Here is a 25,570-nt window from a genome sequence, read left to right as displayed (position 1 = left end):
CGATTCAGGACCGGGACAGGGCCTTCAGCGCCAGCCTGATGCCATCGGACACGCCCACGCCTTCGGGCAGGGTCTTCAGCGCCGTCTGCGCTTCGCGCTCGCTGTACCCGAGCGCCATCAGGGCGTTCAGGATGTCGGCGCCGGCATCCGGCGCCACCGCGGCAGCCAGCGACACGGAGGGCATCAGCTTGTCGCGCAGCTCCAGCAGCAGCCGCTCGGCCGTCTTCTTGCCGATGCCCGGAATCTTCGTCAGCCGCCCCGCCTCCTGCATCGCCACCACGCGCGCCAGTTCATCGACCGACATGCCGGACAGCACGGCCAGTGCCATGCGCGGACCGATGCCGCTGATTTTCACCAGTTGCCGGAAGGCGGCCAGCTCAGCCGGTGCGCCGAAGCCGAACAGGAAATGTCCGTCCTCGCGCACGACGAAATGCGTGTGCAGTGTCACCCGCTCGCCGATGGCGGGCAGGTTGTAGAAGGTGCTCATCGGCACATCGACTTCATAGCCCACGCCCTGCACGTCGAGCAGGATGCGCGGCGGATTCTTTTCCAGCAGGGAGCCGGTGAGGCGACCGATCATAGGGACTCCGGAGTGGTCGGGGACGCGGAAAAAGCGGAACAGGCGGCGAAGGCCGGTCAGGCCGGGCGACGCGCGATGATACGCCCGCCCCGGCGGCGCGCACCCGGGCCACCGATCGCCCCCATGCCGCGTGCGGCATGGGCGTGGCAGATGGCGCACGCCAGCGCGTCGGCCGCGTCGCTACCGGGCGCGCTCGCCAGCGCAAGCAGGCGGGCCACCATGTACTGCACCTGTTCCTTGTTCGCCTTGCCGTGGCCAACCACCGCCTGCTTGACCTGCAGCGCCGTGTATTCGGCCACCGGCAACGCGGTGGCGGTCAGCGCCGACAGTGCCGCGCCGCGCGCCTGACCGAGCAGCAGCGTCGATTGCGGATTGACGTTCACGAATACGATTTCCACTGCGGCGTGGGTGGGCTGCCAGGTGTCCACCACCTCGCGTATGCCGGAAAAAAGCGTGGCGATACGCGCCGGCAGCGGATCGCGCTGGTCGGACGTGATGCGGCCGCTGGCGATGTAGCGCAAGGTCGCCCCTTCCGCCTCGAGCACGCCGAAGCCGGTGATGCGCAGGCCGGGATCTATGCCCAGTATCCGCATGCCCTGCATGCTCACGGCTGGACCGCGCTGCCCGCATTGATGCGGTCCAGTTGTTCGCGTATGCGCACCGGATCGTCCGAACGCAGCAGCTTCTGTACACGCGGCGCGATGTCGCCGCAGTCACAGCGCAGTACTTCGCGCTTCACCTCGAGCAACTGCGACGGATGCATGGAAAACTGCCGCAGGCCCATGCCCAGCAGCAATCGCGCGAACTGCGGCTCGCCAGCCATCTCGCCACATACCGCAACCGGCATGCCCGCGCGCTTGCCCTGCGCGATCACCTGCTGCACAAGACGCAGCACGGCCGGATGCAGCGGGTCGTACAGATGGGCGACCGCCTCGTCGGCGCGATCGATGGCCAGTGTGTACTGGATGAGGTCGTTGGTGCCTATCGACAGGAAGTCGAACTGGTTGGTGAGCGTACCGAGCGCCATCGCCGCCGCAGGAATCTCGACCATGGCACCGATCTCGACCCGCTCGTCGAACTTGCGGTTGGCATCGCGCAACTGTTGTTTGGCCAGTGCGATCATGGCCAGAGCCGACTCGATCTCGTGCTGGAAAGCCACCATGGGCAGCAGGATGCGCACCTTGCCATAGTGGGCTGCACGCAGGATGGCGCGCAACTGGGTGACGAACATGCGCGGTTCGGCCAGACAGTAGCGTATCGCGCGCAGACCCAGCGCCGGATTCGCTTCACTGCGCTCGGCACCGCGCAGCGCCTTGTCCGCCCCGATGTCCAGCGTGCGCAAGGTCACCGGCTTGCCCTTCATGGCCTGCACCACGCTGCGATAGGCCTCGAACTGCTCGTCCTCGTCCGGCAGCAGGTCGCGATTGAGAAACAGGAATTCGGTCCGGAACAGGCCGATGCCGTCAGCATCGACCTCCTTCACCTGCTCGACGTCCTGCGGCAGTTCGATGTTGGCGAACAGTTGCACCGATTCGCCATCCAGCGTGGTCGATTCGGTGCGCGTCAGGTGCCTGAGCTTGGAGCGCTCGATCTCGATTTCGCGGGCGCGCAGCCGGTACTCGTCCAGCAACTGCTGGTCCGGGTTCACGATGAGCACCCCGCGCGTGCCATCCACGATCAGCAGATCCTCGTCGCGGATGAGCGTGCGGGCGTGATGCGCGCCGACCAGCGCGGGAATGGCCAGGCTGCGGGCGACGATGGCGGTGTGCGAGGTGGCGCCGCCGAGATCGGTCACGAAGGCGGCGATGCGCTGCGCCTTGAACTGTATGGTGTCGGCCGGCGACAGATCGTGCGCCACGATGATGCTGTCGGTGTCGCGACGGCGCGCGCTGAGCCGGCGGCTCTTGCCGGCGAGCGCCTTGAGCACGCGCTCCACCACCTGCACCACATCGGCGCTGCGGCTGCGCAGATAGGCGTCGTCGATCTCCTCGAACTGTTCGACCAGACGGTCCATCTGCACCTTGATCGCCCACTCCGCATTGCAGCGGCGCGAACGGATGTACTCGCCCGCCTCGTCGAGCAGCATGGGGTCGTCCAGTATCATGCTGTGCAGATCGACGAAGGCCAGCAGTTCGCTGCGCGCGTCCGGTCCGTCGGCGAACAGCCCGCTGCGCAGCTCGCTCAGTTCGCCGCGGACCGTGTCGAACGCCTTGCCCAGGCGGCCGACTTCGTCATCCACGCGGCGCGGTGGCAGCGTGTAGTGCGCCACTTCGAGCGTCGCGTGCGACACCAGATAGGCATGGCCGATCGCGATGCCACCGGACACCGCCAGCCCGTGCAGCATGAAGGCCACTTACTCTCCCTCGCCGAACTTGTCCTCGATCAGCGCGACCAGCGCCTGCATCGCCGCGTCGGCATCCGTGCCTTCGGTTTCTATCGTGACGACCGTACCCTTGGCCGCGGCCAGCATCATGACGCCCATGATGCTCTTGGCGTTGATGCGACGGCCATTGCGTTCGAGCCACACATCGCACGCATGACGGCTTGCGATCTGCGTGAGCTTGGCGGAAGCCCGTGCGTGCAGGCCCAGCTTGTTGGTGATTTCGATATCACGTCTTGGCATCGCGCCCCATCCTCATTGCCATCACGCCATCGCGGCCGCCACTGACCGCCTTGTTCACCAGACCGTGCAGATCCTCGCGCTCGCGGTAGGTGAGCGTGCGCAGCAGCATGGGCAGGTTCACGCCTGCCACCGCCTCGACATGGTCGCGCTCGCACAGCTTGAGCGCCAGATTGGCCGGCGTGGCGCCAAACACGTCCGTCAACAGCAACACCCCTTCACCGCTGTCGATCACGGACATCAATCGCTTGGCCATCGGCAGCAGATCCAGCGGATCGTCCTGGCCGGACACCCCGAGCTGCACCATCTGCGGGGGCCGGCTGTTCAGTACATGGCAGGCACACTGGATCAGCGACTCGCCATAGCTGCTGTGGGTTATCAGAAACAGCCCGATCATCGTCCGTCCTTTTCGTGTCGAGGCTGCATTCTATGCGCAGGTAAGGCTCCGCCGCCGCTTCGCGTGCGCGGCCGCCGACGACACGACCGGATTCAATCGCGCGCGCAGCGCTCACAGCCCACCTGCACCGCATGTCCGTCCTCGAGCCGCACCGCCGTCAGCGCGCCGCCCCACAGGCAACCCGAATCGAGCGACAGCAGCGGCGGCTGGTCACGATAGCCGAGCGCCGACCAGTGGCCGCACACCACGGTGTGGGTGCGCGCCCATGCAGCAGCGGGAATCGAGAACCAGGGCAGGTGACCGGGCGGCGGCTCGTCGGGAGAGCCCTTGCGCGAGAACTCCATGCGGCCATCCGGCGTACAGAAGCGCATGCGCGTAAACGCGTTGACTGCCACGCGCAGCCGGTCCCAGCCGGTGAGTCCATCGTCCCACGCGGCCGGGTCGCTGCCCCACATGTGGCACATGAATTCGTCGTGCGCCGGCCCCTGCAGCGCCACCTCGACCTCACGCGCCAGCGTCTGCGCCTGGTCGACCGTCCATTGCGGCAGCAGCCCCGCATGCACCATGGCGTACCGCCCCTCCACATGCATCATCGGACGGTCGCGCAACCAGGCCAGCAGCTCGTCGCGATCGGGGGCATCCAGCACATGGTCGAAGGTATCCAGCCGGTGCTTCTTGCCATGGCCGGCCGCGATCATGAGCAGCGACAGGTCGTGATTGCCCAGCACCGTCACCGCGGCATCGCCCAGATCGCGCACGAAACGCAGCGTTTCCAGCGACTTCGGCCCGCGATTGACCAGATCGCCGACGAACCACAGGCGGTCGCGGCGGCGGTCGAAGCCGCATTTCCCGAGCAGGGACTGCAACGGGTCGAAACAGCCTTGCAGGTCGCCGATGGCCCAGGTGCTCATGCCGATCCCGTCGCCGCGTTCATATCGTTCGGCACGACAGGTCCCGGCGCGGGACCGTCGTTCTGCGGCTGGTACTCGGGCACCCAGCCAGCCAGCTCCAGGCGCAGAGCGGCCGGCGCGTCCGGCAGCGGACCGGCGAGCCAGCGTTCCAGCCGGCCCAGCCACAGCGCGTCGTCAACCGGCCGCGCACGCGCGATGCGCACCTTGGGATGATGAGTGGGACGTGTCGTTTCGTCGCTCGCCAGCAGTTCCTCGAACAGCTTCTCGCCCGGCCGCAGGCCGGTGAACTCGATGCGCACATCAGCCTCGGAGGCGCCGGACAGGCGGATCATGTCGCGTGCAAGCTCGGCGATGCGCACCGGTTCGCCCATGTCGAGCACGAATATCTCGCCGCCGTCGCCCATCAGTGCCGCCTGCAGCACGAGCTGTGCCGCCTCGGGTATGGACATGAAATAGCGGATGATGTCCGGATGGGTGACCGTGACCGGACCGCCGCGGGCGATCTGTTCCTGGAACTTGGGAATGACGCTGCCGGCGCTGCCCAGCACATTGCCGAAACGCACGGTACTGAACAGCGTATTGCCGCCACGCGCGGACAGCGCCTGGCAGGTCATTTCCGCCAGACGCTTGGTCGCACCCATCACGTTCACCGGATTCACCGCCTTGTCGGTCGACACCAGCACGAAGCGCGCCACACCGCAGGCTTGCGCGGCCCGCGCTGCGGCCAGCGTGCCGCCGACGTTGTTGCGTACCGCTTCGACCGCATTGCCGCTTTCCATCAGCGGCACGTGCTTGTAGGCGGCGGCATGGAACACGGCGACCGGCCGGAAGCGCTGCATGACCGCATGCAGTCGCGCCTCCTCGCGCGCGTCGCCGATCACCGGCTCGACCGGCACGTCCGGAAACAGCTCGGAAAACTCCTCGGTGAGCGAATACAGGAAGTACTCGCTGCGCTCGAACGCCACGATCATGGACGGCGCGAAGCGCGCGATCTGGCGGCACAGTTCGGAGCCTATGGACCCGCCTGCGCCGGTCACCATGACCACCTGCCCTTCGATCAGCAGGCGCAACCGCGGCGCGTCGATCTTCACCGGATCGCGGCCAAGCAGATCCTCGACCTGCACTTCCCGCACGGTGGCGATTTCCACCCTGCCGCTGATCAGGTCGTCGAACGACGGCACGGTGAGCGGCTTCACCCCCGCGCGCACGCACATATTGGCGGCGTTGCGCCGGCGCTGGTGCGAGTCGCCGGGCATCGCGATGATGGCGTGCGATACCTTGAGATCCCGCGCGAAGCGTTCGAGCTCGCCCAGGGTGCCGAGCACCTTGTGTCCGTACAGCGTGCGATGCCGCTTGGCGGGGTTGTCGTCGAGCAGCCCCACCACCCGCCACTGTCCGGAGCGCGACAGCTCGCGCAACAGCGTGGCGGCGGACTCCCCGGTGCCGAGCACCAGGACCGGCTTGCCGGTCGCCATCAGCGCGCCGAATTCACGGTGCTCGCGCCAGGCGCGGTAAGCGAAACGTGCACCGCCCATCAGCAGCATGAGCAGTATGGGATCGAGCACATACACCGAGCGCGGTACGACCGACGGCATGATCATGAGCACGATGACCGGCGCGCACAACGAGGCCGCCCCTATCGTCCTGACCAGGCGCTGCAGGTCAGGCAGGCTGGCGAAGCGCCAGATTCCCTGGTACAGCCCGAACAGCCTGAACACGACGGCCTGCGACAGGACCACCCAGGGCAGGGTGACCAGGAAGGAATGGAAGTACTCCGGCGGTATGCTGAAATTGAAGCGCAGCAGGTAGGCCAGATACCAGGCGCTCGCCGCCAGCACGATGTCACAGATGCAAACGATTACCGAACGCGACACTCTGCTCATGGTCAAGATGCGCTCCCCGCAGCTTCGGACTGATGATGGGCCCAGCGCCGGTCCAGCCTGCGCCCCCACGCCACCGCCAGTGCGGTCCACGCGAACAGCACCGGATAGCCCGCCCAGGGATGCAGTTGCTGGGCCAGCACAGCGGATGCCGCGCAACCGGTCATCGCCACCGCGTAAAGTCTGGCGGTCGCGGCGTGGCCGAAACCCATGCGCACCAGACGCTGGTAATAATGCGTGCGATGCGCCTGCCAGACGCGCTCGCCACGCAGGCCGCGCTGTACCAGCGTGGCCGTGGCATCCAGCACGAACACCAGGAAGGCCAGCAGCGGAAACCAGGGCGCCCAGATATCGCGCACCACACCGAGCAGGCCGACCGCGGCGGCCAGGAAGCCGAGCGGAATGGATCCGCCATCGCCCATGAATACGCTTGCAGGATGGCGGTTGCGCAGCAGGAAGGCGAGCGCCGCGCCGCACACGGCGAGCGACACCGTGCAGATCTCGACATCGCCGGCCAGCGCCGCCGCGAGCGCGTAGGCGGCAAAGCCGGTGAGCGCCATGCTGCCGGCCAGCCCGTCGGAACCATCCATGAAATTGAACAGATTGGTCATCCAGACCATGGCCAGCACCAGCGGCACGACCCACATGACATGCAGCGGCAGTTGCATGACGAAGACCGTCGCCACGGCGAGCTGGATCAGCAGCCGGGGCAGGAAGGGCAGGGAAAGGAAATCGTCGGCGAGCGACACCGCAGCCAGCACGGCAAGCGGCCACAGCCAGTGCGGAAAAGCGATTCCACCGTTTGCCCAGGCGAGGGCGAGCGCGCCGCCCGCGAGCATGGCCAGTCCGCCGAAACGCGGTATCGGCCGCACATGCAGCGATCGCTCGTTTGGCTGATCCACCGGCAGCAGATGTCGCGCCCACTGCAACGCAAGCTGCAGGATGACGCCGGTCAGCACGAAGGCGGCCAGAGCCGGTGCAAGAATTTCAATGGACATCGACAAGGTCGGGGAAGGCGTACGGAATATTCATTTTAGCAAGTGCGGCATGCACGCCCGATGTCATCGTGCAAAGTTGCGGCGTACGCTTGGTGAGCAGTCGTTTCAGGGGCTGTCTGCCTGCCGGGCAGGGGCCAGCGCGCGCGCCAGTCCCTGGTCGAGCGATACGACCGGACGCCACCCCAGCAGCGCCTTGCTGTCCGACACATCGACCGTGAGATCGCCGGCGAGCCGCTGCATGAGGCCCCGGCGCCCAAGCAGACCGGCCAGCACATCGAGCAGCCCGCGCGGTACCGTCAGCAGCCGGGCCGGTCGGCCCATGGCTGCGCCCATGCGACGCACCAGGCCGGCGGTCGATACGTCCTCGTCGTCGCTCACCATCCACACCCGTCCCGGCGCGCGCTCATGCGTCACGCACAGCGCGACGAAGTCGGCCAGATTGTCGACCGCAACGAGCGATCGCCGGTTGCCATCGAGCGCGCCCAGCGGCAAGGGCCACCCACCGGCGAGCGCGCGTGCAAGCGAGCGGAAATTGCCGGCAGCCTCCCTGCCATAGACCAGAGGCGGGCGGACGATGACGAGCTCCAGCGGACCGGCGGCGGCAAGCGCATGCAGGCCGGCTTCCGCGGCCGCCTTGGACCGGCCGTAGGCGTCGGCGGGGGCCGGCGCCTCGTCCGGGCGATAGGGCTGCCCGGGGCGCCCTTCGCCGCTGACCTTGATGCTGCTCACGAACACGAAGCGCTTCACGCCCATGTCCTGTGCCACCCGCGCCAGTGCGAGCGTACCTTCGCAGTTGGCGCGGTGATGCAGCAACTCCGCTTCATCGGCACGCTCGTGCATCTGGTGCACACGTGCGGCGAGATGCACCAGCACGTCCGGCGGCGGCACCTTCCTGAGCCACTCGGCCGGCCCATCCAGGTCACCCGCTGCGACCGTGCCGGGCAGGCCGTCCGGCCGGCGCATCGCGCGCAGCACCTCGTGGCCCTGCGCGGCCAGCACTGGGCACAGCGCGCGTCCCACGAAGCCCGAAGCCCCGGTCACCAGTACTCGCATTGCAGTCCTCGCACTCATGGGTCGCTCCTGCTCGGGTGCGACGGGTGCGCAGCTTAGCGCCTCACGCCGGCGGCGCCCAGCCCCGCGGCGGGGTCCTTCGCGGCCCGCGGGTGCGGCCGGAAGACATGCGAGCGGACCGGGATTGCTATCCTTCGCTCCCACGTCCACCTGTCGCCAAACCCCTTGTCCCGCACCCTCTATTCGCTGCTGTGGCTCTGCCTGCTCCCGCTGGCCGTTCTGCGCCTGCTGTGGCGGTCGCGTCGCGAACCGGCGTACCGGCTGCACATGGCGGAACGACTGGGCATGTCCGCCCGCGCCATCGGTTCGCCCGTGATATGGATCCATGCGGTGTCGGTCGGAGAAACCCGTGCCGCACAGCCGCTCATCGAAGCGCTGCAGCGCCAGCGGCCGGACGCGGTCATCCTGTTGAGCCAGACCACCGCAGCCGGTCGCGGCGTGGCGGAAACGCTGTTCGATGGTCGCGTAATGCTCGCCTGGCTGCCCTGGGATCTGCCGTGGGCGCAGCGCGCCTTCCTGCGCCGCTGGCAACCGGAGCTCGGCATCGTGCTGGAAACCGAAATCTGGCCCAATCTGTTGCACGAAGCCGCGCGTGCCGGCATACCGGTGGTACTCGCGAACGCCCGACTGTCGGCCCGGTCGGCCCGCGGCTATGCCAGGCTGGGTGGTTTCATCCGGCATGCCGTCAGCACTTTCGCTCAGGTGATCGCGCAGACCGATGCAGACGCCGTTCGCCTGCGGGCACTCGGCGCCCGCCAGGTCACGGTCGCGGGCAATCTGAAGTTCGACATGGCGCCGCCCGCATCGCAGACGCGGCAGGGCAGCGATTGGCGTGCCTCGCTGGCCCGGCGTGCGGTCGTACTGCTCGCCAGCACCCGCGACGGCGAAGAGACGATGCTGCTGGATGCGCTGTTGCCGGTGCTTCCGGCCGAGGTACTGATCGCTCTGGTACCGCGCCATCCGGATCGCTTCGACGAGGTGGCGGCGCTGGTGCGCGCCCGCGGTATTTCCATGTGCCGGCGCGGCGCCGGCGAAATGCCCGCTGCCGGCACACGCCTGTGGCTGGGCGACTCGATGGGCGAAATGTCCGCCTGGTACGCGCTCGCCGACATCGCCCTGATCGGTGGCAGCTGGCTGCCGCTCGGTGGTCAGAATCTGATCGAGGCGTGCGCGGTCGGCTGCCCGGTCATCGTCGGTCCGCACACATTCAACTTCCAGCAGGTCACCGCGGACGCCGTTGCCGCCGGAGCCGCGCTGCGTGCCCGCGACACGGCGGAGGCTGCGGCGCAGGCGGTGCGCCTGCTCGGCGACGCGCAACGGCGTGCCGCCATGGGCGAAGCCGGGCGCACCTTCTCCGCCGCGCACCGCGGCGCCACCGCTCGCACGATGGCGGCGATCGAACCGCTGCTGCGCCGATCAAGCGAGGGTGCGATCAGCGCACCCGGACCGCGCCCGCGCTCCTGACCGGCAGCTTCTGCCGGGAGTAGCCCGGTGGCAGCATGGCGGCGCCCACGGCCCGGTAAGGACCGACGATGCTGGGCGCGACTTCCAGTACTGCGCGCCGGCCGGCGGCCGTGTGGGCCTCGACCCACCACGCACCGTCCTCCTGCACGGTACGCGTGCCGAAGGGGCGCGCGAGCGGCTCGCCGATGAACACCCCCTCGCCCGGCCACGCCACGCTGCGCCAGTAGGCCTCGATCAGCGTTTCGCCGTTGGCATAGGCATTCATGAGCAATGCCGGATTGGGGAACTTGCCCAGGTGATTGCAGGGCTCGACCACCGTCCCGTAGCTGGCGGTGGCGCCCGCCTTGAGCCATTCGAGGGCACTCATCTGCGACTTGTTGTCCAGCAGTTGCCCGCCGAAGGAAGTCAGATGGTCGGCCGGCGCGCCGGGCAGGAAATGCAGCGTATCCAGGCCGGGTACGCGCACCGCGCCGGTGAAATAGCCGAGCACGTCCTGGCGTCCCTGCGCGTCTGCCGCAGGGACATTCTCGAAATGCAGGCCCTTGATGATCTGCACCGTCTGATCGAAGGTGACCGCGCGCACATTGCGCGCCGCGTCCTCGGTGCGCACCAGGTAGACGCTGCCCTTCGGATAGGTGAAATCGGATGCCAGGCCACGGTCGATGAGCTGATGCACCTGCTGCCGCGATTCACCAGCCAGCAACATGGCCGGCCGCGGCATCAGCGCATCCTCGGGCGCGTGGACGCCTCCGTTGTAGAAGCGGCTGCTGCGGGTGGGGCCGCAGCTCGCCGAGCAGAAGCTTTCGTCATAACCGAAGGCAAAGGCCGACGTGATGCTCATGCAGCCGGCCCGCCAGGGGCGGGTCCATGCAAGTGCGAAGGCCTGTATGCCCGGCGGCAACCGTCTTTCCACGTCGCGGTAGAGGTCCTCGAATTCGCCGCGCGTCAAGGCGGCGCGGTCGTGCGGGAAATTGACGGTGATCACGTTGGCTTCGGGAATGCCCCTGCGCTCCCGGTAATAGCGCGCAATGTCCACGCTGTCCGGGTCCGCACCATTGACGATGACGGCGAGTTCGGCGGGGCCGAGCGCATGGGCGTGCCCGATCGCGAGCAGCAGGGAGAGAAGGCAAAGAATGCGGATCATGCGGACGACGGGCTGCTGGAGGAACGCCGACAGTCTAGCGGCACCTGGCGGCAACTGGACGTGGCACGATATGTTGCCGCATGGCAACCCGATCAAGAACAACCCACGAGGACAGTTCCCGATGCGCTACCACGCTTACCGCGAGCACTGCGATGCCGACAGCCTGACCCTTTTCGAATCCGCGGTGCCACGCCCCGGACCCGGCCAGGTCCTGGTGCGCATGCGCGCCGCTTCGCTCAATTACCGCGACCTCCTCATCGTGACCGGGCGCTACCCCGGCATGGAATCGCGCGGTCTCGTTCCGTGCTCCGATGGCGCCGGCGAAGTGATCGAAGCCGGCCCGGGGGCCGACCGCTTCAAGGTCGGCGCGCGCGTGATCGGCACCTTTTTCGAAACCTGGCTCGGCGGACCCATGCTTCCGGCCCATTACGCCGCTTCGCTGGGTGGAACGGCACCGGGTGTGCTGACCGAGTACCGCATCTTCCCGCAGGAGGCCCTGGTCGCGATACCCGAACACCTGAGTTTCGAGGAAGCGGCCACCCTGCCCTGCGCGGCGCTCACCGCGTGGAATGCGCTGTTCGAAGGTCCGGTCGCGCTGCGCCCGGGCGACACGGTGCTGATACAGGGCACCGGAGGCGTGTCGATGTTCGCGCTGCAGTTCGCGCGGGCGGCCGGCGCCCGCATCATCGCCACGTCGTCGAGCGACGCCAAGCTGGACAAGGTGCAGTCCATGGGCGCGCACGTGCTGATCAACTACCGCACCCATCCGGACTGGGACATCGAGGTGAGGCAAGCCACCGGCGGTACCGGCGTGGATCACGTGGTCGAGGTCGGCGGACCCGGCACGCTGCAGCGCTCGATCGCCGCCGCGCGGCACGGTGGCTGGGTACACCTGATCGGCGTACTGACCGGCGGCGACATCAACCCGCTGCCGATACTGTTCAATACGACCACGGTGCGCGGCGTGTTCGTCGGCTCGCGCGACATGTTCGAGGCGATGAACAAGGTGATTTCGCTGCACGGGCTGCGGCCGGTGATCGACCGCGTATTCGCCTTCGAAGAGGCGCGTGCCGCGCTGGCTCACCTGGAGAGCCAGGCGCACTTCGGCAAGGTCGTGATCCGGATCGCCTGAAGCGGTGCGCACCGGCGCTCAGCGGGACGGCAGCCACAGCGTGACCGTCGTCCCCTCGCCCGGCGCGCTGTCGACATCGATGTCACCGTCGTGCAGCGCGACGATCTCCTTCACCAGCGCCATGCCAAGGCCTGTGCCCGGCACCGGTCCGGTGGGATCGGCACGGTAGAAGCGCTCGCACATGCGCGCCTTCTGTTCCTCCGTCATGCCGATGCCGTGGTCGCGCACCGATATGCCGGCCATGGCGCGTCCGGCGCGCGTGCCTTCGCCAACCGCGATGCAGACCTCGCTGCCTGGAGGCGAATACTTGAACGCGTTGGTGAGCACATTGATCAGCACGCGCACCATCTTGTCGCGGTCGGCACGCACACAGGGCTCGCTGTCCGGCAGGTCGAGCGCCACCGGATGCGTGTCGTCGATCGCACCCAGGCTCTCCAGCGCGGCGCTCACCAGCCACTTGAGCGGCACCTCCTCGTAGCGGAAATCCTTGCCTGCGCGAGCCTCGATGCGTCCAAGATCGAGCAGGTCGTTCACCAGGTTCACCAACAGACGCGACTGGCGATGGATGATGCCGTACATGCGCTTGCGCGCGGTTTCGTCGTACTCGCGGTTCAGAAGCAACTCGGCGAAACCCGATATCGATGCCAGTGGCGACCGCAGCTCGTGCGCCGCTGTGCCGAGGAATTCGCTCTTCACGCGATCCAGTTCGATCTGCTGGGTGACATCGCGAAAGTACAGTACCGTCTCGGACCGGCCCTCGCGCACCATGCGCACCCGTCGCTCCAGCACACGCGGCTCCGGTATCCGCATCCACAGGTGATCGGCGCTATCCCGCGCCGCATCCTGCGCCACGGGAGGCCAGCGCCGCGAAGGGTCGGCCAGCGCGGACATCGCACGATCCAGGCCGTCAAGGGTCAGCCCCTGAAGCGCAGGCGCCGACAGCCCGGTCATCTGCAGGAAAGCGGGATTGACGTTGCTGATCACCCCGCCCGCGTCAATCGTCACGAAACCATCCGGCGACAGCGAGAACACGGCGTTGAGCCGGTGCGTGCGGCGGATGAGTGTGCGTTCGAAGCGCACCCTCTCGCTGACATCGCCGATGATGTCGATGTAGTGCGTCACCCGCCCGGTCACGTCGCGCACCGGCGAGCTCGACAGCGCCAGCCACAGCACCTCGCCGGACGGCAGGCTCACTTCCACCGTGGTCGACAAGGTCCTGTCCTGCGCGATCGCGCGGCGCAGATCGTCGTAGACCGGATGTCGTTCATCCGCGTCGCGGGAGAACGTGAACGGGCGACCGATCAGATCCTCGCCGCGCAGTTTCATCATACGTTCGAGTGCCGGATTGACATAGACGACCGGGTAGGCAGGATCGCGCACATCGCGTATCACCACACCCTCTCCCGACGACTCCAGCGCACGGTCATGCAGACGCATGCGCATCTGCGCCGCCTGCTGTTCGCTCATGTCGTGCAGCAGCAAGGTGTAGTTCATGCGTCCGTCCATCTCGAAACGGCTGGCGAGCACGATGACCGGAAAATGCTGGCGCGCATTGCGCACGGCCGACATTTCCGCCCGGAACTGCCAGCGCGCCGCGCCCGCCCCCTCGCTCCGCCAGCGCAGGAAGCATTCGGCATCCAGGTCGGGTATGAGGCGGGACAGGGGCAGGCCGATGAGCCGGGACGGATCGCGCCCGAACATGTTCACCGCGGACTGGTTCAAGGTCAGCAGGCGCCCGCTTTCGTCGGTCGTGACGATGCCATCGGGCGCGTGATCCAGCACCGCCGACAGCCTCTTTTCGCTGCGTGCCCGTTCGTGACTGCTGATCTGCGCCTGCAGCCTGGCCTCCTGCGAACGGGTAAGCAGGCGCAGCAGATGGAACAGCAGACCGCTCAGCAGCGCGCCACCCAGCGGCAGCAACCACAGCAGCGGGCGCGCCGAGGCGAAGCCGGACGGCGCACGCGTCAGCAAGGTCCATTGATGGCCGGCAAGCCGCAGAACGCGCTGGTCGGTGAACGCTGCCTCGCCTTCCGGGGCCGGACCAGCGCGGAAAAGTCTGCGCACGGGCGATGGCGTGTCGCCGTCGAACAGCTCTATGCCCAGTTCCCGGCTGTACGCCTGCAAGGTGTTGCCGAACAGGTCGTGCGCGCGAAAAGGGCTGTAGGTGAAGCCGATCAGCGCCTCGCGCCGGGACCCTGCGCTGTCCGGCACGCTGTCGCGGCGATAGACCGGGTAATAGAGAAGAAAGCCGGGCTGCACATCGCGCCCGTCCTCCTGCACGAGTACGACCTGGCCGGACAGCGCGGCCACGCCATTGTCGCGCGCACGCGCCATGGCCTCGGCACGCGTGGGTTCGGAGTACATGTCGTAGCCGATGGCGCGCAGATTCCGCGCATCCATGGGCTCCAGATAGACGATGCTGTGATACTCGTCGCGCGCCGTGTCCGGCCGGATCGCATAGGGCGGATATTCCTCGCGCACGGTGCTCTCATGCGCACGCCTGTCGCTGGACGGGATGCGCAGTGACAGGCCCAGACCCTGCAAGCCCGGGTAGTTGCGCTGCAGTTCGAGCTGGTCGGTATAGCGCTTCCAGTCCTCGCGCGACACATGATCGCTGGCGCGCAGCAGACCTGCGGCGCCGCGCAGCAGCGATTCGTGGGCGATCATGCGCCGCTCGATGCGCGCCTCGATACGTTCCACCTCATGCAGGAAGCGGGCGCGGTCGACCTCCGTCATGCGGATGGACACGTACACGGTCAGCAGCACGGTGAACAGAAGTCCGGCGCACAGCGCGCACCAGGGCAGACCGATAGCCAGCCAGCGCCGACGATTTCCCCATGCATGCGCACGCGTGAATCGCGTGGCCACCGGGTCGAGGGTATCCAGTCCAGCCCTGTCCATCCGCTTCGGTCACCTCAGTCGGGCAGTGCCGCCGCCGGGGCGGCCCCTGAGCCGGACACCCGACAGGGCGGCCATGGCCGGGCAGCGATGCGATGGCAGAGGGTGTCGGCGTTGCCGATGAGCGGCTTCATTGATCGCGGCGGTTCCCGGGTCTGGTTCATCATTCCTTCAGGTTAACGGCCGCAGGACGCCTGCCTGAACCGCGCTCAGCGCGGCGCGAACACCAGGATGACCTGATCCACGGACAGGCTTTCACCGGCCGCCGCCGACACTTTCTCGACCACGCCATCGCGTTCGGCACGCAGGATGTTCTCCATCTTCATCGCCTCGATCACCGCGAGACGCTCGCCCGCCTTCACCGCCTGTCCGGGCTGCGCGCTCACCTCGCGCAGCAGGCCCGGCATCGGCGACAGCAGGAAGCGCGACATGTCGGGCGCCGCCTTCTCCGGCATGCGGGCGAGCAGTTCGGCGGCACGCGGACTCATCACCTCGGCGTCCACGCGCACGCCACGGTGCTGCAGCCGGTAGCGCAGTCCGGTACGCTCCACCTGCACGGCAAAAGGGCGGCCATCAAGTTCGGCGCGATACACCGGATCGGATACCTTCCAGTCGGACACGAGCCGGTGCGGGTGTCCGTCGATCATGACCACGTGATCGTCGCCATCGACCTCGAGCTGCACGAAATGGGCGACACCGCGCAGCCGCACCACCGCCTCCGGCTTGATGCGGAACTCATGGCCGGGCAACTGGCCCACGATGCGCGACGCGCGCTCGTTGTAGCGCTGGTGCACGCTGGCGGCCACCGCCAGCAGCAAGGGTTCGTCCTCGAAAGCCGCCACCGCCGGGTCGTAGCCCTGCGGGTACTCCTCGGCGATGAAGGCGGTCGTGAAGTGCCCGCCGGCGAAGCGCTCATGACCCAGCACGGCCGACACGAAAGCGATGTTGTGGTTCGGCCCGCGGATCACGAAGGCATCCAGCGCATCGCGCAGCCGCGCGATCGCCTCGTCCCTCGTCCTGCCATGGCAGATGAGCTTGGCAATCATCGAATCGTAGTGCATCGACACCTCGCCGCCTTCCTGCACGCCGGTATCGACCCGCACCGACGCCGACTGCACCGGCGGTCGGTACTTCACCAGTCGGCCGACGGAAGGCAGGAAGCCGCGCGCCGGGTCCTCGGCACAGATGCGCGCCTCGATCGCCCAGCCATCCAGCTTCACATCTGCCTGCGTCATCGCCAGCGGCTCGCCAGCGGCAACGCGGATCATCTGTTCCACCAGATCGAGGCCGGTGATCAGCTCGGTCACCGGGTGCTCGACCTGCAACCGCGTATTCATTTCGAGGAAGTAGAAGGACTTGTCGCGGCCGACCACGAATTCCACGGTACCGGCCGACTGGTACTGCACGGCCTTCGCCAGCTTCACCGCCTGTTCGCCCATCGCGCGCCGGGTGTCCGCGTCGATGAAAGGCGACGGCGCCTCTTCGATCACCTTCTGGTGGCGACGCTGGATGGAGCACTCGCGCTCGTTCAGGTAGAGCACGTTGCCGAAGGCGTCGCCCAGCACCTGGATTTCGATGTGGCGCGGCTCCTCGACGAATTTCTCCATGAATACGCGATCGTCGCCGAAGGCGTTGCGTGCCTCGTTGCGGCAGGACGCGAAACCCTCGTAGGCCTCGCCATCGTTGAACGCCACGCGCAGCCCCTTGCCGCCGCCGCCGGCGCTGGCCTTGATCATGACCGGATAGCCGATGCCGCGCGCAATCTCGACCGCGCGCTCCGGGCTTTCGATCGGATCGTTCCAGCCGGGAATGGTGTTCACACCCGCCTCTTTCGCCAGCTTCTTGGACGCGATCTTGTCGCCCATGGCAGCGATGGCGTGCGTCTTCGGGCCGATGAACACGATGCCTTCGCGCTCCAGCGCCTCGCAGAAGGATTCGTTCTCCGACAGGAAGCCATAGCCCGGATGCACCGCCTGGGCGCCGGTGGCCTTGCAGGCGGCGATGATGCGGTCGGCCACCAGATAGGACTCGCGCGCCGGTGCCGGGCCGATGCAGACCGCTTCATCCGCCAGCTCCACGTGCAGCGCATTGGCATCCGCCTCGGAGTACACCGCAACCGTCGCGATGCCCATGCGGCGTGCGGTGCGGATGACGCGGCAGGCGATCTCGCCGCGGTTTGCGATCAGGATCTTGTCAAACATGGTGGCTCCCCGCGGCGAGATCGCCTTCACACGCTTCGCGTGTCAGGCGAAATGGGTTGTTCGCAGCGCGGCCGCGCTGCCAGGCGCCGCGGTTGGAGATCAGCATCCTGTCAGACATGGCGAGCCTCCCCAGCGAGATCGATTCCACACGCCGCGCGTGTCAGGCGAAATGGGTTGTTCGCAGCGCGGCCGCGCTGCCAGACGCCGCGGTTGGCGATCCGCATCCTGTCAGACATGGCGAGCCTCCCCAGCGAAATCGATTCCACACGCCGCGCGTGTCAGGCGAAAAGGGATGTTCGCAGCGCGACCGCGCTGCCACACGCCGCGGTTGGCGATCAGCATCCTGTCAGACATGGCGAGCCTCCCCAGCGAGATCGATTCCACACGCCGCGCGTGTCAGGCGAAAAGAGATGTTCGCAGCGCGGCCGCGCTGCCAGGCGCCGCGGTTGGCAATCAGCATCCTGTTGAACATGGCAGGTCTCCTGCGATCCGTACGTTCTGGAACATGTCATGGCATTGCGCAGCGAACACGCACCACTCCCCTCTCCTGCATCAGCGGGAGAGGGGTCGGGGGTGAGGGTGCATGCCTCACAGCGGAATGTTGCCGTGCTTGCGCCACGGGTTCTCGATCTGCTTGTCGCGCAGCATGGCCAGCGAACGACAGATGCGCTTGCGCGTCTCGCGCGGCATGATCACGTCGTCGATGAAGCCGCGCTTGCCGGCAATGAAGGGGTTGGCGAACTTCTCGCGGTACTCGGCTTCGCGCGCGGCGATCTTTTGCGGATCGTTCTTCTCGTCGCGGAAGATGATTTCCACCGCGCCCTTCGGTCCCATCACCGCGATTTCCGCGCTCGGCCACGCGAAATTCACGTCGCCACGCAGGTGCTTGGAACTCATCACGTCGTAGGCGCCGCCATAGGCCTTGCGCGTGATCACGGTCACCTTGGGTACCGTGCATTCGGCATAGGCGTACAGCAGCTTGGCGCCGTGCTTGATGATTCCGCCATATTCCTGTGCGGTGCCCGGCATGAAGCCCGGCACATCGACCAGGGTGATGACCGGAATGTTGAAGGCGTCGCAGAAGCGCACGAAACGCGCCGCCTTGATCGAGCTCTTGATGTCGAGGCAGCCCGCCAGCACCAGCGGCTGGTTGGCGACGATGCCCACCGTGCTGCCTTCCATGCGGGCGAAGCCGACAATGATGTTCTTCGCGTAGTCCGGCTGTATCTCGAAGAAGTCGCCGTCATCCACCATCTTGACGATGAGCTCCTTCATGTCGTAGGGCTGGTTCGCGTTGGCCGGCACCAGCGTGTCCAGGCTGGGGTCGAGGCGGTCCCCGGCGTCGCTGCTCGGACGGACCGGTGGTTTCTCGCGATTGGACAGCGGCAGGTAGTTGAACAGGCGCCGCGTGTACATGAGCGCGTCGACATCGTTGTCGAAGGCCAGGTCGGCCACGCCGGACTTGCTCGTGTGGGTGGTCGCGCCGCCCAGATCCTCGGCGCTCACTTCCTCGTGCGTCACCGTCTTCACCACTTCCGGGCCCGTGACGAACATGTAGCTGGAATCGCGCACCATGAAGATGAAGTCGGTCATGGACGGCGAATACACGGCACCGCCCGCGCACGGCCCCATGATGAGCGAAATCTGCGGGATGACGCCGGAGGCCATCACATTGCGCTGGAACACCTCGGCATAGCCGCCGAGCGACGCCACGCCTTCCTGGATGCGCGCACCGCCCGAGTCATTGAGGCCGATCACCGGCGCGCCGACCTTCATCGCCTGATCCATCACCTTGCATATCTTCTCGGCGTGCGCCTCGGACAGCGAACCACCGAACACCGTGAAGTCCTGCGAGAACACGAATACGAGGCGGCCATTGATGGTGCCGTAACCGGTCACCACACCGTCGCCCGGCACCGATTCGTCGGCCATGCCGAAATCGGTGCAGCGATGCTCCTTGAACATGTCCCACTCTTCGAAACTGCCTTCGTCCAGCAGCACCTCGATGCGCTCGCGCGCAGTGAGCTTGCCGCGCGCGTGCTGCGCCTCGATACGACGCTGCCCGCCGCCCAGCCGGGCCTTGTCGCGCTTTGCGTCGAGCTTGCGGATGATGTCCTGCATCGTGTCTGCCTCCTGTTCGACCCGCACACCGATATGTGCGCGTCACGCCTCAACCCTTGCTCATGTCCGGGCAGGTGCGCGGTGACCCGCACGCTGATGCGTGCTGCCCCCCTCACCGCGACCCTCTCCCGCGGGGAGAGGGCGAATTCATGCACCGCTGTCCGGCTCACGCCGGGCCACGGTGTTACTCCATTGCCTGCAGCAACCTCATTGCGGCGGCGGATGCAGGCAGGGTGCCTGCGGCGACCGCCGCGCGGATATCCGGCAACGCGGCTCGCACCGCCGGATGATGTTCGAAGCGATGGCGCAGGCCCTGGTCAACCAGGGCCCACATCCAGTCCAGCGCCTGCCGGCTGCGCCGCGCCTCCCAGGCGCCAGTGGCCTGCATGACCTTGCGATAGCGCAGGATGACCGACCAGAAATCCTCCAGCCCGTCGTGCTTCACCGCCGACGCCTTGAGCACCGGTACCGTCCAGTCGGGCGACGCGGCACGCAGCAGGTGCAGCGCACCGGTCATCTGCTGCATCGCGCGTTCGGCCGCCGCTTGGTCGAGATCGGCCTTGTTGAACACGACCACATCCGCCAGTTCGACGATGCCCTTCTTGATCGCCTGCAGGTCGTCGCCGGCATTGGGCAGTTGCAGCAGCACGAACACGTCGGTCATGCCGGCGACCGCCGTTTCCGACTGACCCACGCCCACCGTTTCGACGATGACCACGTCGAAGCCGGCCGCCTCGCACACCAGCATGGCTTCGCGTGTGCGCGCCGCCACGCCGCCCAGACTGCCGGCCGACGGTGACGGACGGATGAAGGCATCCAGACTCTGCGACAGATGCTCCATGCGCGTCTTGTCGCCAAGGATGGAGCCGCCGGTGAGCGACGACGACGGATCGATCGCCAGCACCGCCACCTTGTGCCCTTGTGCGATCAGCGACAGGCCGAGCGCCTCGATGAAGGTGGACTTGCCGACGCCGGGTACGCCGGAAATGCCGATGCGGATCGAGCGGCCGGTGCGCGGCAGCAGTGCGTGCAGCACCTCGCCGGCGCGTTGCCGGTGATCGTCGCGGGTCGATTCGATCAGCGTGATGGCCTTGGCCAGCGCTCGGCGCCGGCCGGCCAGAACGCCATCGATCAGTGACTGATCGGACGCGTCGATCACGCGACCTTCGCCCGGATCGCGGCCAGCGTATCCTGAGCCGCCTTCGGAATCGGCGTGCCCGGCCCGAACACGCAGGACACACCGTGGCCGTACAGCTCGTCGTAGTCCTGCGCAGGAATGACGCCGCCCACCACCACCACGATGTCGTCCGCGCCCTGGGCGCGCAGCGCATCGATCAGTTGCGGCACCAGCGTCTTGTGGCCGGCCGCCAGCGTCGACACACCGACCGCATGCACGTCATTTTCGATCGCCTGCCGCGCCGCCTCTTCCGGCGTCTGGAACAGCGGCGCGATGTCGACATCGAAGCCGAGGTCGGCAAACGCGGTGGCGATCACCTTGGCACCGCGGTCATGACCGTCCTGCCCCAGCTTGGCGATCAGGATGCGCGGGCGACGGCCCTGCTCTTCGGCAAACCGGCTGACCTCCTCCTTCATCGCGCCCCATCCTTCGTCGTCGGCCACCACGGACTGATACACGCCACTCACCGCCTGCGTGCTCGCGCGGTGACGACCCCACACCTTTTCCAGCGCGTCCGACACCTCGCCCACCGTGGCACGCGCGCGCATCGCGGCGACCGACAGTTCGAGCAGATTGCCCTGGCCCGACTCGGCCGCCGCAGTCAGCGCCGCCAGCGCGGCCTTTACCGCGGCGGTGTCACGGCTGGCGCGGATGCGCGCGAGCTGCGCTACCTGCGACTCGCGCACCGCGACATTGTCGATCACCAGCACATCGAGTGCGTCTTCCTTGTCCAGCCTGTACTTGTTCACGCCGACGATGACGTCGCGGCCGGAGTCGATGCGCGCCTGCTTCTCGGTGGCGCACTTCTCGACCTGCAGCTTGGCCCAGCCGGATTCGACCGCCCTGGTCATGCCGCCCATCTGTTCGACTTCCTCGATGATGGCCCAGGCGTGGTCGGCCATGTCCTGGGTCAGCTTTTCCATCATGTAGCTGCCGGCCCACGGATCGATCACGTTGGTGATGTGGGTCTCTTCCTGCAGGATGAGCTGGGTGTTGCGCGCGATGCGTGCCGAGAATTCGGTGGGCAGCGCGATCGCCTCGTCGAAGCTGTTGGTGTGCAGCGACTGCGTGCCGCCGAACACGGCGGCCATCGCTTCCACGGTGGTGCGCACGACGTTGTTGTACGGGTCCTGTTCGGTCAGCGACCAGCCCGAGGTCTGGCAGTGGGTGCGCAGCATCTTCGACTTGGCGCTCCTGGCGCCGAAGCCGTCCATGATGCGGCTCCACAGCAGCCGTGCGGCGCGCAGCTTGGCCACCTCCAGATAGAAGTTCATGCCGATGGCGAAAAAGAAGCTCAGTCGCCCGGCGAAATCGTCGACGTCCATGCCGCGCGCCATCGCGGTGCGCACGTATTCCATGCCGTCGGCCAGCGTGAGTGCCAGTTCCAGGCCCTGGGTCGCGCCCGCTTCCTGCATGTGGTAGCCGGAAATCGAGATGGAGTTGAAGCGCGGCATATTGCGCGCGGTGTATTCGATGATGTCGGCAACGATGCGCATCGACGGCTGGGGCGGATAGATATAGGTGTTCCGCACCATGAATTCCTTGAGGATGTCGTTCTGGATGGTGCCGGACAACAGGGCCTGCGGCACGCCCTGTTCCTCGCCGGCAACGATGAAGCCGGCCAGCACCGGCAGCACCGCGCCATTCATGGTCATCGACACACTGATCTTGTCCAGCGGAATGCCGTCGAACAGGCGCTTCATGTCTTCCACGCTGTCGATCGCCACACCGGCCTTGCCGACATCGCCCACCACGCGGGGGTTGTCCGAGTCGTAGCCGCGGTGGGTGGCCAGATCGAAGGCCACCGACACCCCCTGGGCGCCGGCCGCCAGTGCCTTGCGATAGAAGTCGTTCGACGCCTCCGCGGTCGAGAAGCCGGCGTACTGACGTATGGTCCAGGGCCGCGCCGCGTACATCGTGGCCTGCGGACCGCGCACGAAGGGCGCAAAGCCGGGCAGCGTGTCGGCGTGCGGCAGACCGTCGACATCGGCGCGCGTATACAGCGCCTTGACGGTCAGGCCTTCCGGCGTGATCCAGTCCAGCCTGGCCGGGTCGCCGCCCGGCGCGGATTTCGCCGCGGCCTTGAGCCATGCTGCGTAGTCGGGAGGGGCGCTGCCGGTGGTGTCGGCCATGGTTCTGTCCTTGCGCTGTACTTGCGCGCTGTACTTGCGTATTGCGGGTCGGCGCCGGAGCAGCGGCATGCACGATGCCGGCTTGACTCAGCGCGCAACGGAGAATACTTTATCCATAATTATGAATGCAAGAGGATGTTGCGGCGCGAGAAGCCGTGCTGAATCCGACAGGGCGGGCCGCGCGTGTCTCAGCACACCGCGCCCCGCCGCGTCCAACGGATACAGCGGCGTGAGCGCCGTCCATCCGCGTTAAGCTCCGGACCCACATGAACAGCGAAACCCTGAACCCCGCCGCCGACGCCATCGCGCCCCGCGCCCTGTATATCGAGGTCGCCGACCGGCTGCGCCGGCTCATCCAGAGCCATGCACTCGCCCCCGGCGCATGGATAGACGAACAGGCGCTGGCGCAGCAGTACGGCATTTCACGCACGCCGCTGCGCGAGGCGCTCAAGGTGCTGGCCACCGAAGGCATGGTGGTGCTCAAGCCGCGGCGCGGCTGCTATGTCGCGCAGATCAGCGGCGGCGACCTGGAAGAGATCTACCCCATCATGTCGCTGCTTGAAGGCGAATGCGCCGCCATGGCCGCGCGCCGCGCCTCCGACGCCGATCTGGCCGAACTGGCCGGCCTGCACGCCGCGCTCGAGGACAGCGCGACCGCGCGCGACATCGACCGCTTCTTCGACGCCAACCAGCGCTTCCATCTGTTCATCCACCACATCGCCGGCAACCGCCGCATGGCGCAGATGATCGAGGACCTGCGCGCAGTGCTGAAACTGCAGCGCCACGATTCGCTCTACCTGGAAGGCCGGCTGGTCGCCTCGCTGGAAGAACACCGCACGCTGCTCGCCGCGCTGCAGGCGCGCGACGGCGAAGCCGCCCGGCGCGCGATGCAGGAGCACATCGAAAGCAGCCACCGCGCGCTGAGCGGCTGAGCGGCCCCGGTCGTCCACTGCGCACGGTCTGGACAAGCCCGCCCGCCGGCGCACACAATCCGTACATGAATCCCCGTGGTGATCCGCCATGCCGCTGACCGCGACCAAACGCTGGGTCGTGCTGCGTCATGCCGGGCACGGGCCACAGTCTCCGCACCGCCTTGCGCCCAGCGCAGCGCCCCTCATTCGATTGCGGAGACATCATGACCTTCAGTTTCAGACCCAAGCTTCTTGACACCCTGCCCGGCTACGGCAAGGGCGCCTTCGCCGGCGACCTGTCGGCCGGCATCACGGTGGGCGTGCTCGCGCTGCCGCTGGCGATGGCATTCGCGATCGCCAGCGGCATGTCGCCCACCACCGGCATCTGGACCGCCATCGTCGCCGGCTTCCTCATTTCGGCGCTGGGCGGCTCGCGGGTGCAGATAGGCGGCCCGACCGGCGCCTTCATTCCCATCGTCTATGGCATCGTCGCCGACTTCGGTGTGGCCAATCTGCTGGTCGCCACCATGATGTCCGGCGTCATGCTGTTCGCGCTGGGCGCGTTGCGGCTCGGCAGCATGATCCGCTTCATTCCGCTGTCGGTGGTGATCGGCTTCACCAACGGCATCGCCGTGGTCATCTTCCTGTCGCAGATCAAGGATTTCCTCGGCCTCGAGATCGCCGTCATGCCGGGCGAGTTCTTCGCCCGGATGCAGGCGCTGTGGTCCGCCCTGCCCACGCTGGATCCGCTCACGCTCGCCGTGGCGCTCGCCTCGCTCACCGTGCTGCTGGGCTGGAACAGGCTGGCGGTGCGCCTGGCGTGGATGCGCCGCCTGCCGGGCCCGCTCGCCGTGCTGGTGATCGCCACCGGCGCCAACGTGCTGCTGCAGTTGCCGGTGGACACCATAGGCAGCCGCTTCGGCGGCATTCCGCGCGAACTGCCGGATTTCGGACTGCCCGCGCTGTCGCTCGGCCTGCTCGGCAAGCTGATCGCGCCGGCGCTGGCGATCGCGCTGCTGGGCGCCATCGAGTCCCTGCTGTCGGCAAGGGTGGCGGACAGCCAGATCGACGACCGGCACGACCCCAACCAGGAACTGATGGCCCAGGGCATCGCCAACGTGGCCGCGCCGCTGTTCGGCGGCTTCGCCGCCACCGGCGCGATCGCGCGCACCGCGACCAATATCCGCACCGGCGGCCGTACCCCGGTGGCCGGCATCGTGCATGCGACGGTGCTGCTGCTCATCGTGCTGGCGGCGGCACCGCTGGCCGCGCACATTCCGCTCGCCACGCTGTCCGCCATCGTCGTCGTGGTGGCAGTCAATATGGGCGAATGGCACGCCTTCGCGCCCGGCGAACTGAAGCGCTATTCGGCCGGCTATCGCACGATACTGCTGGGCACCTTTCTGGTGACCGTGGTATTCGACCTCACGCTGGCGGTGGAACTGGGCATGCTGCTGTCCAGCCTGTTCTTCATCTGGCGCATGTCCGACCTCACCCGCATCGAGCGCGTGCCGCTGGAAGAGCACTATGGCGTCGATGCCCTGAACCGGCCCGACGGCACGCCGCGCATCCTGGCCTGGCGGCTGTCCGGCGCGCTGTTCTTCGGCGCCGCGAACAAGCTGGAAAACCTGATGTTGATGCAGGACGGGCATCCGGACGCGGTCATCCTGGACCTGGAAAAGGTGATCCACCTCGACACCACCGGTCTGGACATCCTGCGCACCTTCCACCGCACGCTGGACCGACGCGGCGCGGCGCTCATCCTGTGCGACCTGAACGCACAGCCGGCCTCGCTGATCCGCCGTTCCGGTTTCGCCGACGCGATCGGCGAACAGCGCATCGCCGGCAACCTGACCGACGCGCTGCTGATCGCCCAGCGCACGCCGCCCGCGCCGGTCCGCATCGCGTACACCTGAACCGAAGCCCGCGGGTT

At 67.2% G+C, this 25,570-nt stretch carries 20 protein-coding genes; 4 read left to right on the top strand and 16 right to left on the bottom strand.

Annotation, left to right across the window (positions count from 1 at the left end; all coding sequences use genetic code 11):
* Positions 1-4 precede the first annotated feature (4 nt).
* The 9 genes from ruvA to A3Q7_RS0115480 all read right to left on the bottom strand — a co-directional run bounded on the left by ruvA (position 5) and on the right by A3Q7_RS0115480 (position 8,457).
* Entirely contained in the window at positions 5-580 is a 576-nt protein-coding gene (ruvA, locus tag A3Q7_RS0115520; protein WP_018412822.1) for a Holliday junction branch migration protein RuvA, read from the bottom strand.
* A gap of 56 nt (positions 581-636) precedes the next feature.
* Positions 637-1,173, bottom strand: a complete 537-nt coding sequence (gene ruvC, locus A3Q7_RS0115515; protein WP_040571005.1) for a crossover junction endodeoxyribonuclease RuvC — start codon at positions 1,171-1,173, stop codon at positions 637-639.
* Positions 1,174-1,184: 11 nt separating this feature from the next.
* The gene (ptsP, locus tag A3Q7_RS0115510) at positions 1,185-2,933 is read right to left on the bottom strand and encodes a phosphoenolpyruvate--protein phosphotransferase (protein WP_018412820.1); all 1,749 of its coding nucleotides are present in this window, start codon (positions 2,931-2,933) and stop codon (positions 1,185-1,187) included.
* Positions 2,934-3,203 carry an HPr family phosphocarrier protein gene (locus A3Q7_RS0115505; protein WP_018412819.1) on the bottom strand — a complete coding sequence of 90 codons (270 nt, stop codon included), beginning with the start codon at positions 3,201-3,203 and terminating at the stop codon, positions 2,934-2,936.
* A complete protein-coding gene (locus A3Q7_RS0115500; protein ID WP_018412818.1) occupies positions 3,190-3,597 on the bottom strand; it encodes a PTS sugar transporter subunit IIA in 408 nt (135 codons plus the stop codon). Before A3Q7_RS0115500 ends, A3Q7_RS0115505 begins: the two co-directional genes overlap by 14 nt.
* A 92-nt stretch (positions 3,598-3,689) precedes the next feature.
* A complete protein-coding gene (locus A3Q7_RS0115495; RefSeq protein WP_018412817.1) occupies positions 3,690-4,508 on the bottom strand; it encodes a symmetrical bis(5'-nucleosyl)-tetraphosphatase in 819 nt (272 codons plus the stop codon).
* Positions 4,505-6,391 (bottom strand): polysaccharide biosynthesis protein, encoded by a 1,887-nt coding sequence (locus A3Q7_RS0115490; RefSeq protein ID WP_018412816.1) that lies wholly within the window; start codon positions 6,389-6,391, stop codon positions 4,505-4,507. The genes A3Q7_RS0115495 and A3Q7_RS0115490 overlap by 4 nt, the downstream gene beginning before the upstream one ends.
* 2 nt (positions 6,392-6,393) lie before the next feature.
* Complete coding sequence (locus A3Q7_RS0115485) at positions 6,394-7,386, bottom strand: MraY family glycosyltransferase (RefSeq protein ID WP_018412815.1); 993 nt, start codon at positions 7,384-7,386, stop codon at positions 6,394-6,396.
* Between the two features lie 105 nt (positions 7,387-7,491).
* A complete protein-coding gene (locus A3Q7_RS0115480) occupies positions 7,492-8,457 on the bottom strand; it encodes an NAD-dependent epimerase/dehydratase family protein (RefSeq protein WP_026224901.1) in 966 nt (321 codons plus the stop codon).
* 165 nt (positions 8,458-8,622) lie between these two features.
* Between A3Q7_RS0115480 and waaA the strand changes: the two genes are divergently transcribed.
* Positions 8,623-9,921: a lipid IV(A) 3-deoxy-D-manno-octulosonic acid transferase gene (waaA, locus tag A3Q7_RS0115475; protein ID WP_018412813.1), complete on the top strand. Its 1,299-nt coding sequence runs from the start codon at positions 8,623-8,625 to the stop codon at positions 9,919-9,921.
* Here the strand turns inward: waaA and A3Q7_RS0115470 are convergent.
* Positions 9,890-11,065 carry a TIGR03790 family protein gene (locus tag A3Q7_RS0115470; protein ID WP_018412812.1) on the bottom strand — a complete coding sequence of 392 codons (1,176 nt, stop codon included), beginning with the start codon at positions 11,063-11,065 and terminating at the stop codon, positions 9,890-9,892. The genes waaA and A3Q7_RS0115470 overlap by 32 nt on opposite strands.
* Before the next feature lie 121 nt (positions 11,066-11,186).
* Here A3Q7_RS0115470 and A3Q7_RS0115465 point away from each other — a divergent pair, with 121 nt between their 5' ends.
* Positions 11,187-12,197 (top strand): zinc-dependent alcohol dehydrogenase family protein, encoded by a 1,011-nt coding sequence (locus A3Q7_RS0115465; protein ID WP_018412811.1) that lies wholly within the window; start codon positions 11,187-11,189, stop codon positions 12,195-12,197.
* Positions 12,198-12,215: 18 nt separating this feature from the next.
* On the opposite strand, the gene A3Q7_RS0115460 is transcribed toward A3Q7_RS0115465, so the two are convergent.
* From A3Q7_RS0115460 to scpA, 6 genes are all read right to left on the bottom strand, one after another.
* Positions 12,216-15,098 (bottom strand): CHASE domain-containing protein, encoded by a 2,883-nt coding sequence (locus tag A3Q7_RS0115460; protein WP_018412810.1) that lies wholly within the window; start codon positions 15,096-15,098, stop codon positions 12,216-12,218.
* Positions 15,099-15,304: 206 nt separating this feature from the next.
* Positions 15,305-17,296 (bottom strand): acetyl-CoA carboxylase biotin carboxylase subunit, encoded by a 1,992-nt coding sequence (locus A3Q7_RS0115455; RefSeq protein WP_026224900.1) that lies wholly within the window; start codon positions 17,294-17,296, stop codon positions 15,305-15,307.
* Between the two features lie 346 nt (positions 17,297-17,642).
* Complete coding sequence (locus tag A3Q7_RS21310; protein WP_269745089.1) at positions 17,643-17,768, bottom strand: hypothetical protein; 126 nt, start codon at positions 17,766-17,768, stop codon at positions 17,643-17,645.
* 116 nt (positions 17,769-17,884) lie between these two features.
* Positions 17,885-19,417 (bottom strand): acyl-CoA carboxylase subunit beta, encoded by a 1,533-nt coding sequence (locus A3Q7_RS0115445; RefSeq protein WP_026224899.1) that lies wholly within the window; start codon positions 19,415-19,417, stop codon positions 17,885-17,887.
* Positions 19,418-19,601: 184 nt separating this feature from the next.
* Complete coding sequence (gene meaB / locus A3Q7_RS0115440) at positions 19,602-20,576, bottom strand: methylmalonyl Co-A mutase-associated GTPase MeaB (RefSeq protein ID WP_018412807.1); 975 nt, start codon at positions 20,574-20,576, stop codon at positions 19,602-19,604.
* Positions 20,573-22,726, bottom strand: a complete 2,154-nt coding sequence (gene scpA, locus A3Q7_RS0115435) for a methylmalonyl-CoA mutase (protein ID WP_026224898.1) — start codon at positions 22,724-22,726, stop codon at positions 20,573-20,575. The genes meaB and scpA overlap by 4 nt, the downstream gene beginning before the upstream one ends.
* A 266-nt stretch (positions 22,727-22,992) precedes the next feature.
* On the opposite strand from scpA, the gene A3Q7_RS0115430 reads away from it, so the two are divergent.
* Positions 22,993-23,658 (top strand): GntR family transcriptional regulator, encoded by a 666-nt coding sequence (locus A3Q7_RS0115430; protein ID WP_018412805.1) that lies wholly within the window; start codon positions 22,993-22,995, stop codon positions 23,656-23,658.
* 203 nt (positions 23,659-23,861) lie between these two features.
* Positions 23,862-25,553, top strand: a complete 1,692-nt coding sequence (locus A3Q7_RS0115425; protein WP_018412804.1) for a SulP family inorganic anion transporter — start codon at positions 23,862-23,864, stop codon at positions 25,551-25,553.
* The last annotated feature ends 17 nt before the right edge of the window (positions 25,554-25,570 follow it).

This window comes from Methyloversatilis thermotolerans (assembly GCF_000372885.1).
GTDB classification, from domain to species: Bacteria; Pseudomonadota; Gammaproteobacteria; order Burkholderiales; family Rhodocyclaceae; genus Methyloversatilis; species Methyloversatilis thermotolerans.
The sequence above is the reverse complement of the archived record's forward strand: the minus strand, read 5'-3'. Positions and strand labels throughout refer to the sequence as shown.

What these genes read in the sequence shown, in the direction of transcription:
- ruvA (WP_018412822.1), bottom strand. Translation starts at nt 580, where the DNA reads ATGATCGGTCGCCTCACCGGCTCCCTGCTGGAAAAGAATCCGCCGCGC.
- ruvC (WP_040571005.1), bottom strand. Translation starts at nt 1,173, where the DNA reads ATGCGGATACTGGGCATAGATCCCGGCCTGCGCATCACCGGCTTCGGC.
- A3Q7_RS0115505 (WP_018412819.1), bottom strand. Translation starts at nt 3,203, where the DNA reads ATGCCAAGACGTGATATCGAAATCACCAACAAGCTGGGCCTGCACGCA.
- A3Q7_RS0115500 (WP_018412818.1), bottom strand. Translation starts at nt 3,597, where the DNA reads ATGATCGGGCTGTTTCTGATAACCCACAGCAGCTATGGCGAGTCGCTG.
- A3Q7_RS0115495 (WP_018412817.1), bottom strand. Translation starts at nt 4,508, where the DNA reads ATGAGCACCTGGGCCATCGGCGACCTGCAAGGCTGTTTCGACCCGTTG.
- A3Q7_RS0115490 (WP_018412816.1), bottom strand. Translation starts at nt 6,391, where the DNA reads ATGAGCAGAGTGTCGCGTTCGGTAATCGTTTGCATCTGTGACATCGTG.
- A3Q7_RS0115485 (WP_018412815.1), bottom strand. Translation starts at nt 7,386, where the DNA reads ATGTCCATTGAAATTCTTGCACCGGCTCTGGCCGCCTTCGTGCTGACC.
- A3Q7_RS0115480 (WP_026224901.1), bottom strand. Translation starts at nt 8,457, where the DNA reads ATGAGTGCGAGGACTGCAATGCGAGTACTGGTGACCGGGGCTTCGGGC.
- A3Q7_RS0115470 (WP_018412812.1), bottom strand. Translation starts at nt 11,065, where the DNA reads ATGATCCGCATTCTTTGCCTTCTCTCCCTGCTGCTCGCGATCGGGCAC.
- A3Q7_RS0115465 (WP_018412811.1), top strand. Translation starts at nt 11,187, where the DNA reads ATGCGCTACCACGCTTACCGCGAGCACTGCGATGCCGACAGCCTGACC.
- A3Q7_RS0115460 (WP_018412810.1), bottom strand. Translation starts at nt 15,098, where the DNA reads ATGGACAGGGCTGGACTGGATACCCTCGACCCGGTGGCCACGCGATTC.
- A3Q7_RS0115455 (WP_026224900.1), bottom strand. Translation starts at nt 17,296, where the DNA reads ATGTTTGACAAGATCCTGATCGCAAACCGCGGCGAGATCGCCTGCCGC.
- A3Q7_RS21310 (WP_269745089.1), bottom strand. Translation starts at nt 17,768, where the DNA reads ATGTTCAACAGGATGCTGATTGCCAACCGCGGCGCCTGGCAGCGCGGC.
- A3Q7_RS0115445 (WP_026224899.1), bottom strand. Translation starts at nt 19,417, where the DNA reads ATGCAGGACATCATCCGCAAGCTCGACGCAAAGCGCGACAAGGCCCGG.
- scpA (WP_026224898.1), bottom strand. Translation starts at nt 22,726, where the DNA reads ATGGCCGACACCACCGGCAGCGCCCCTCCCGACTACGCAGCATGGCTC.
- A3Q7_RS0115430 (WP_018412805.1), top strand. Translation starts at nt 22,993, where the DNA reads ATGAACAGCGAAACCCTGAACCCCGCCGCCGACGCCATCGCGCCCCGC.
- A3Q7_RS0115425 (WP_018412804.1), top strand. Translation starts at nt 23,862, where the DNA reads ATGACCTTCAGTTTCAGACCCAAGCTTCTTGACACCCTGCCCGGCTAC.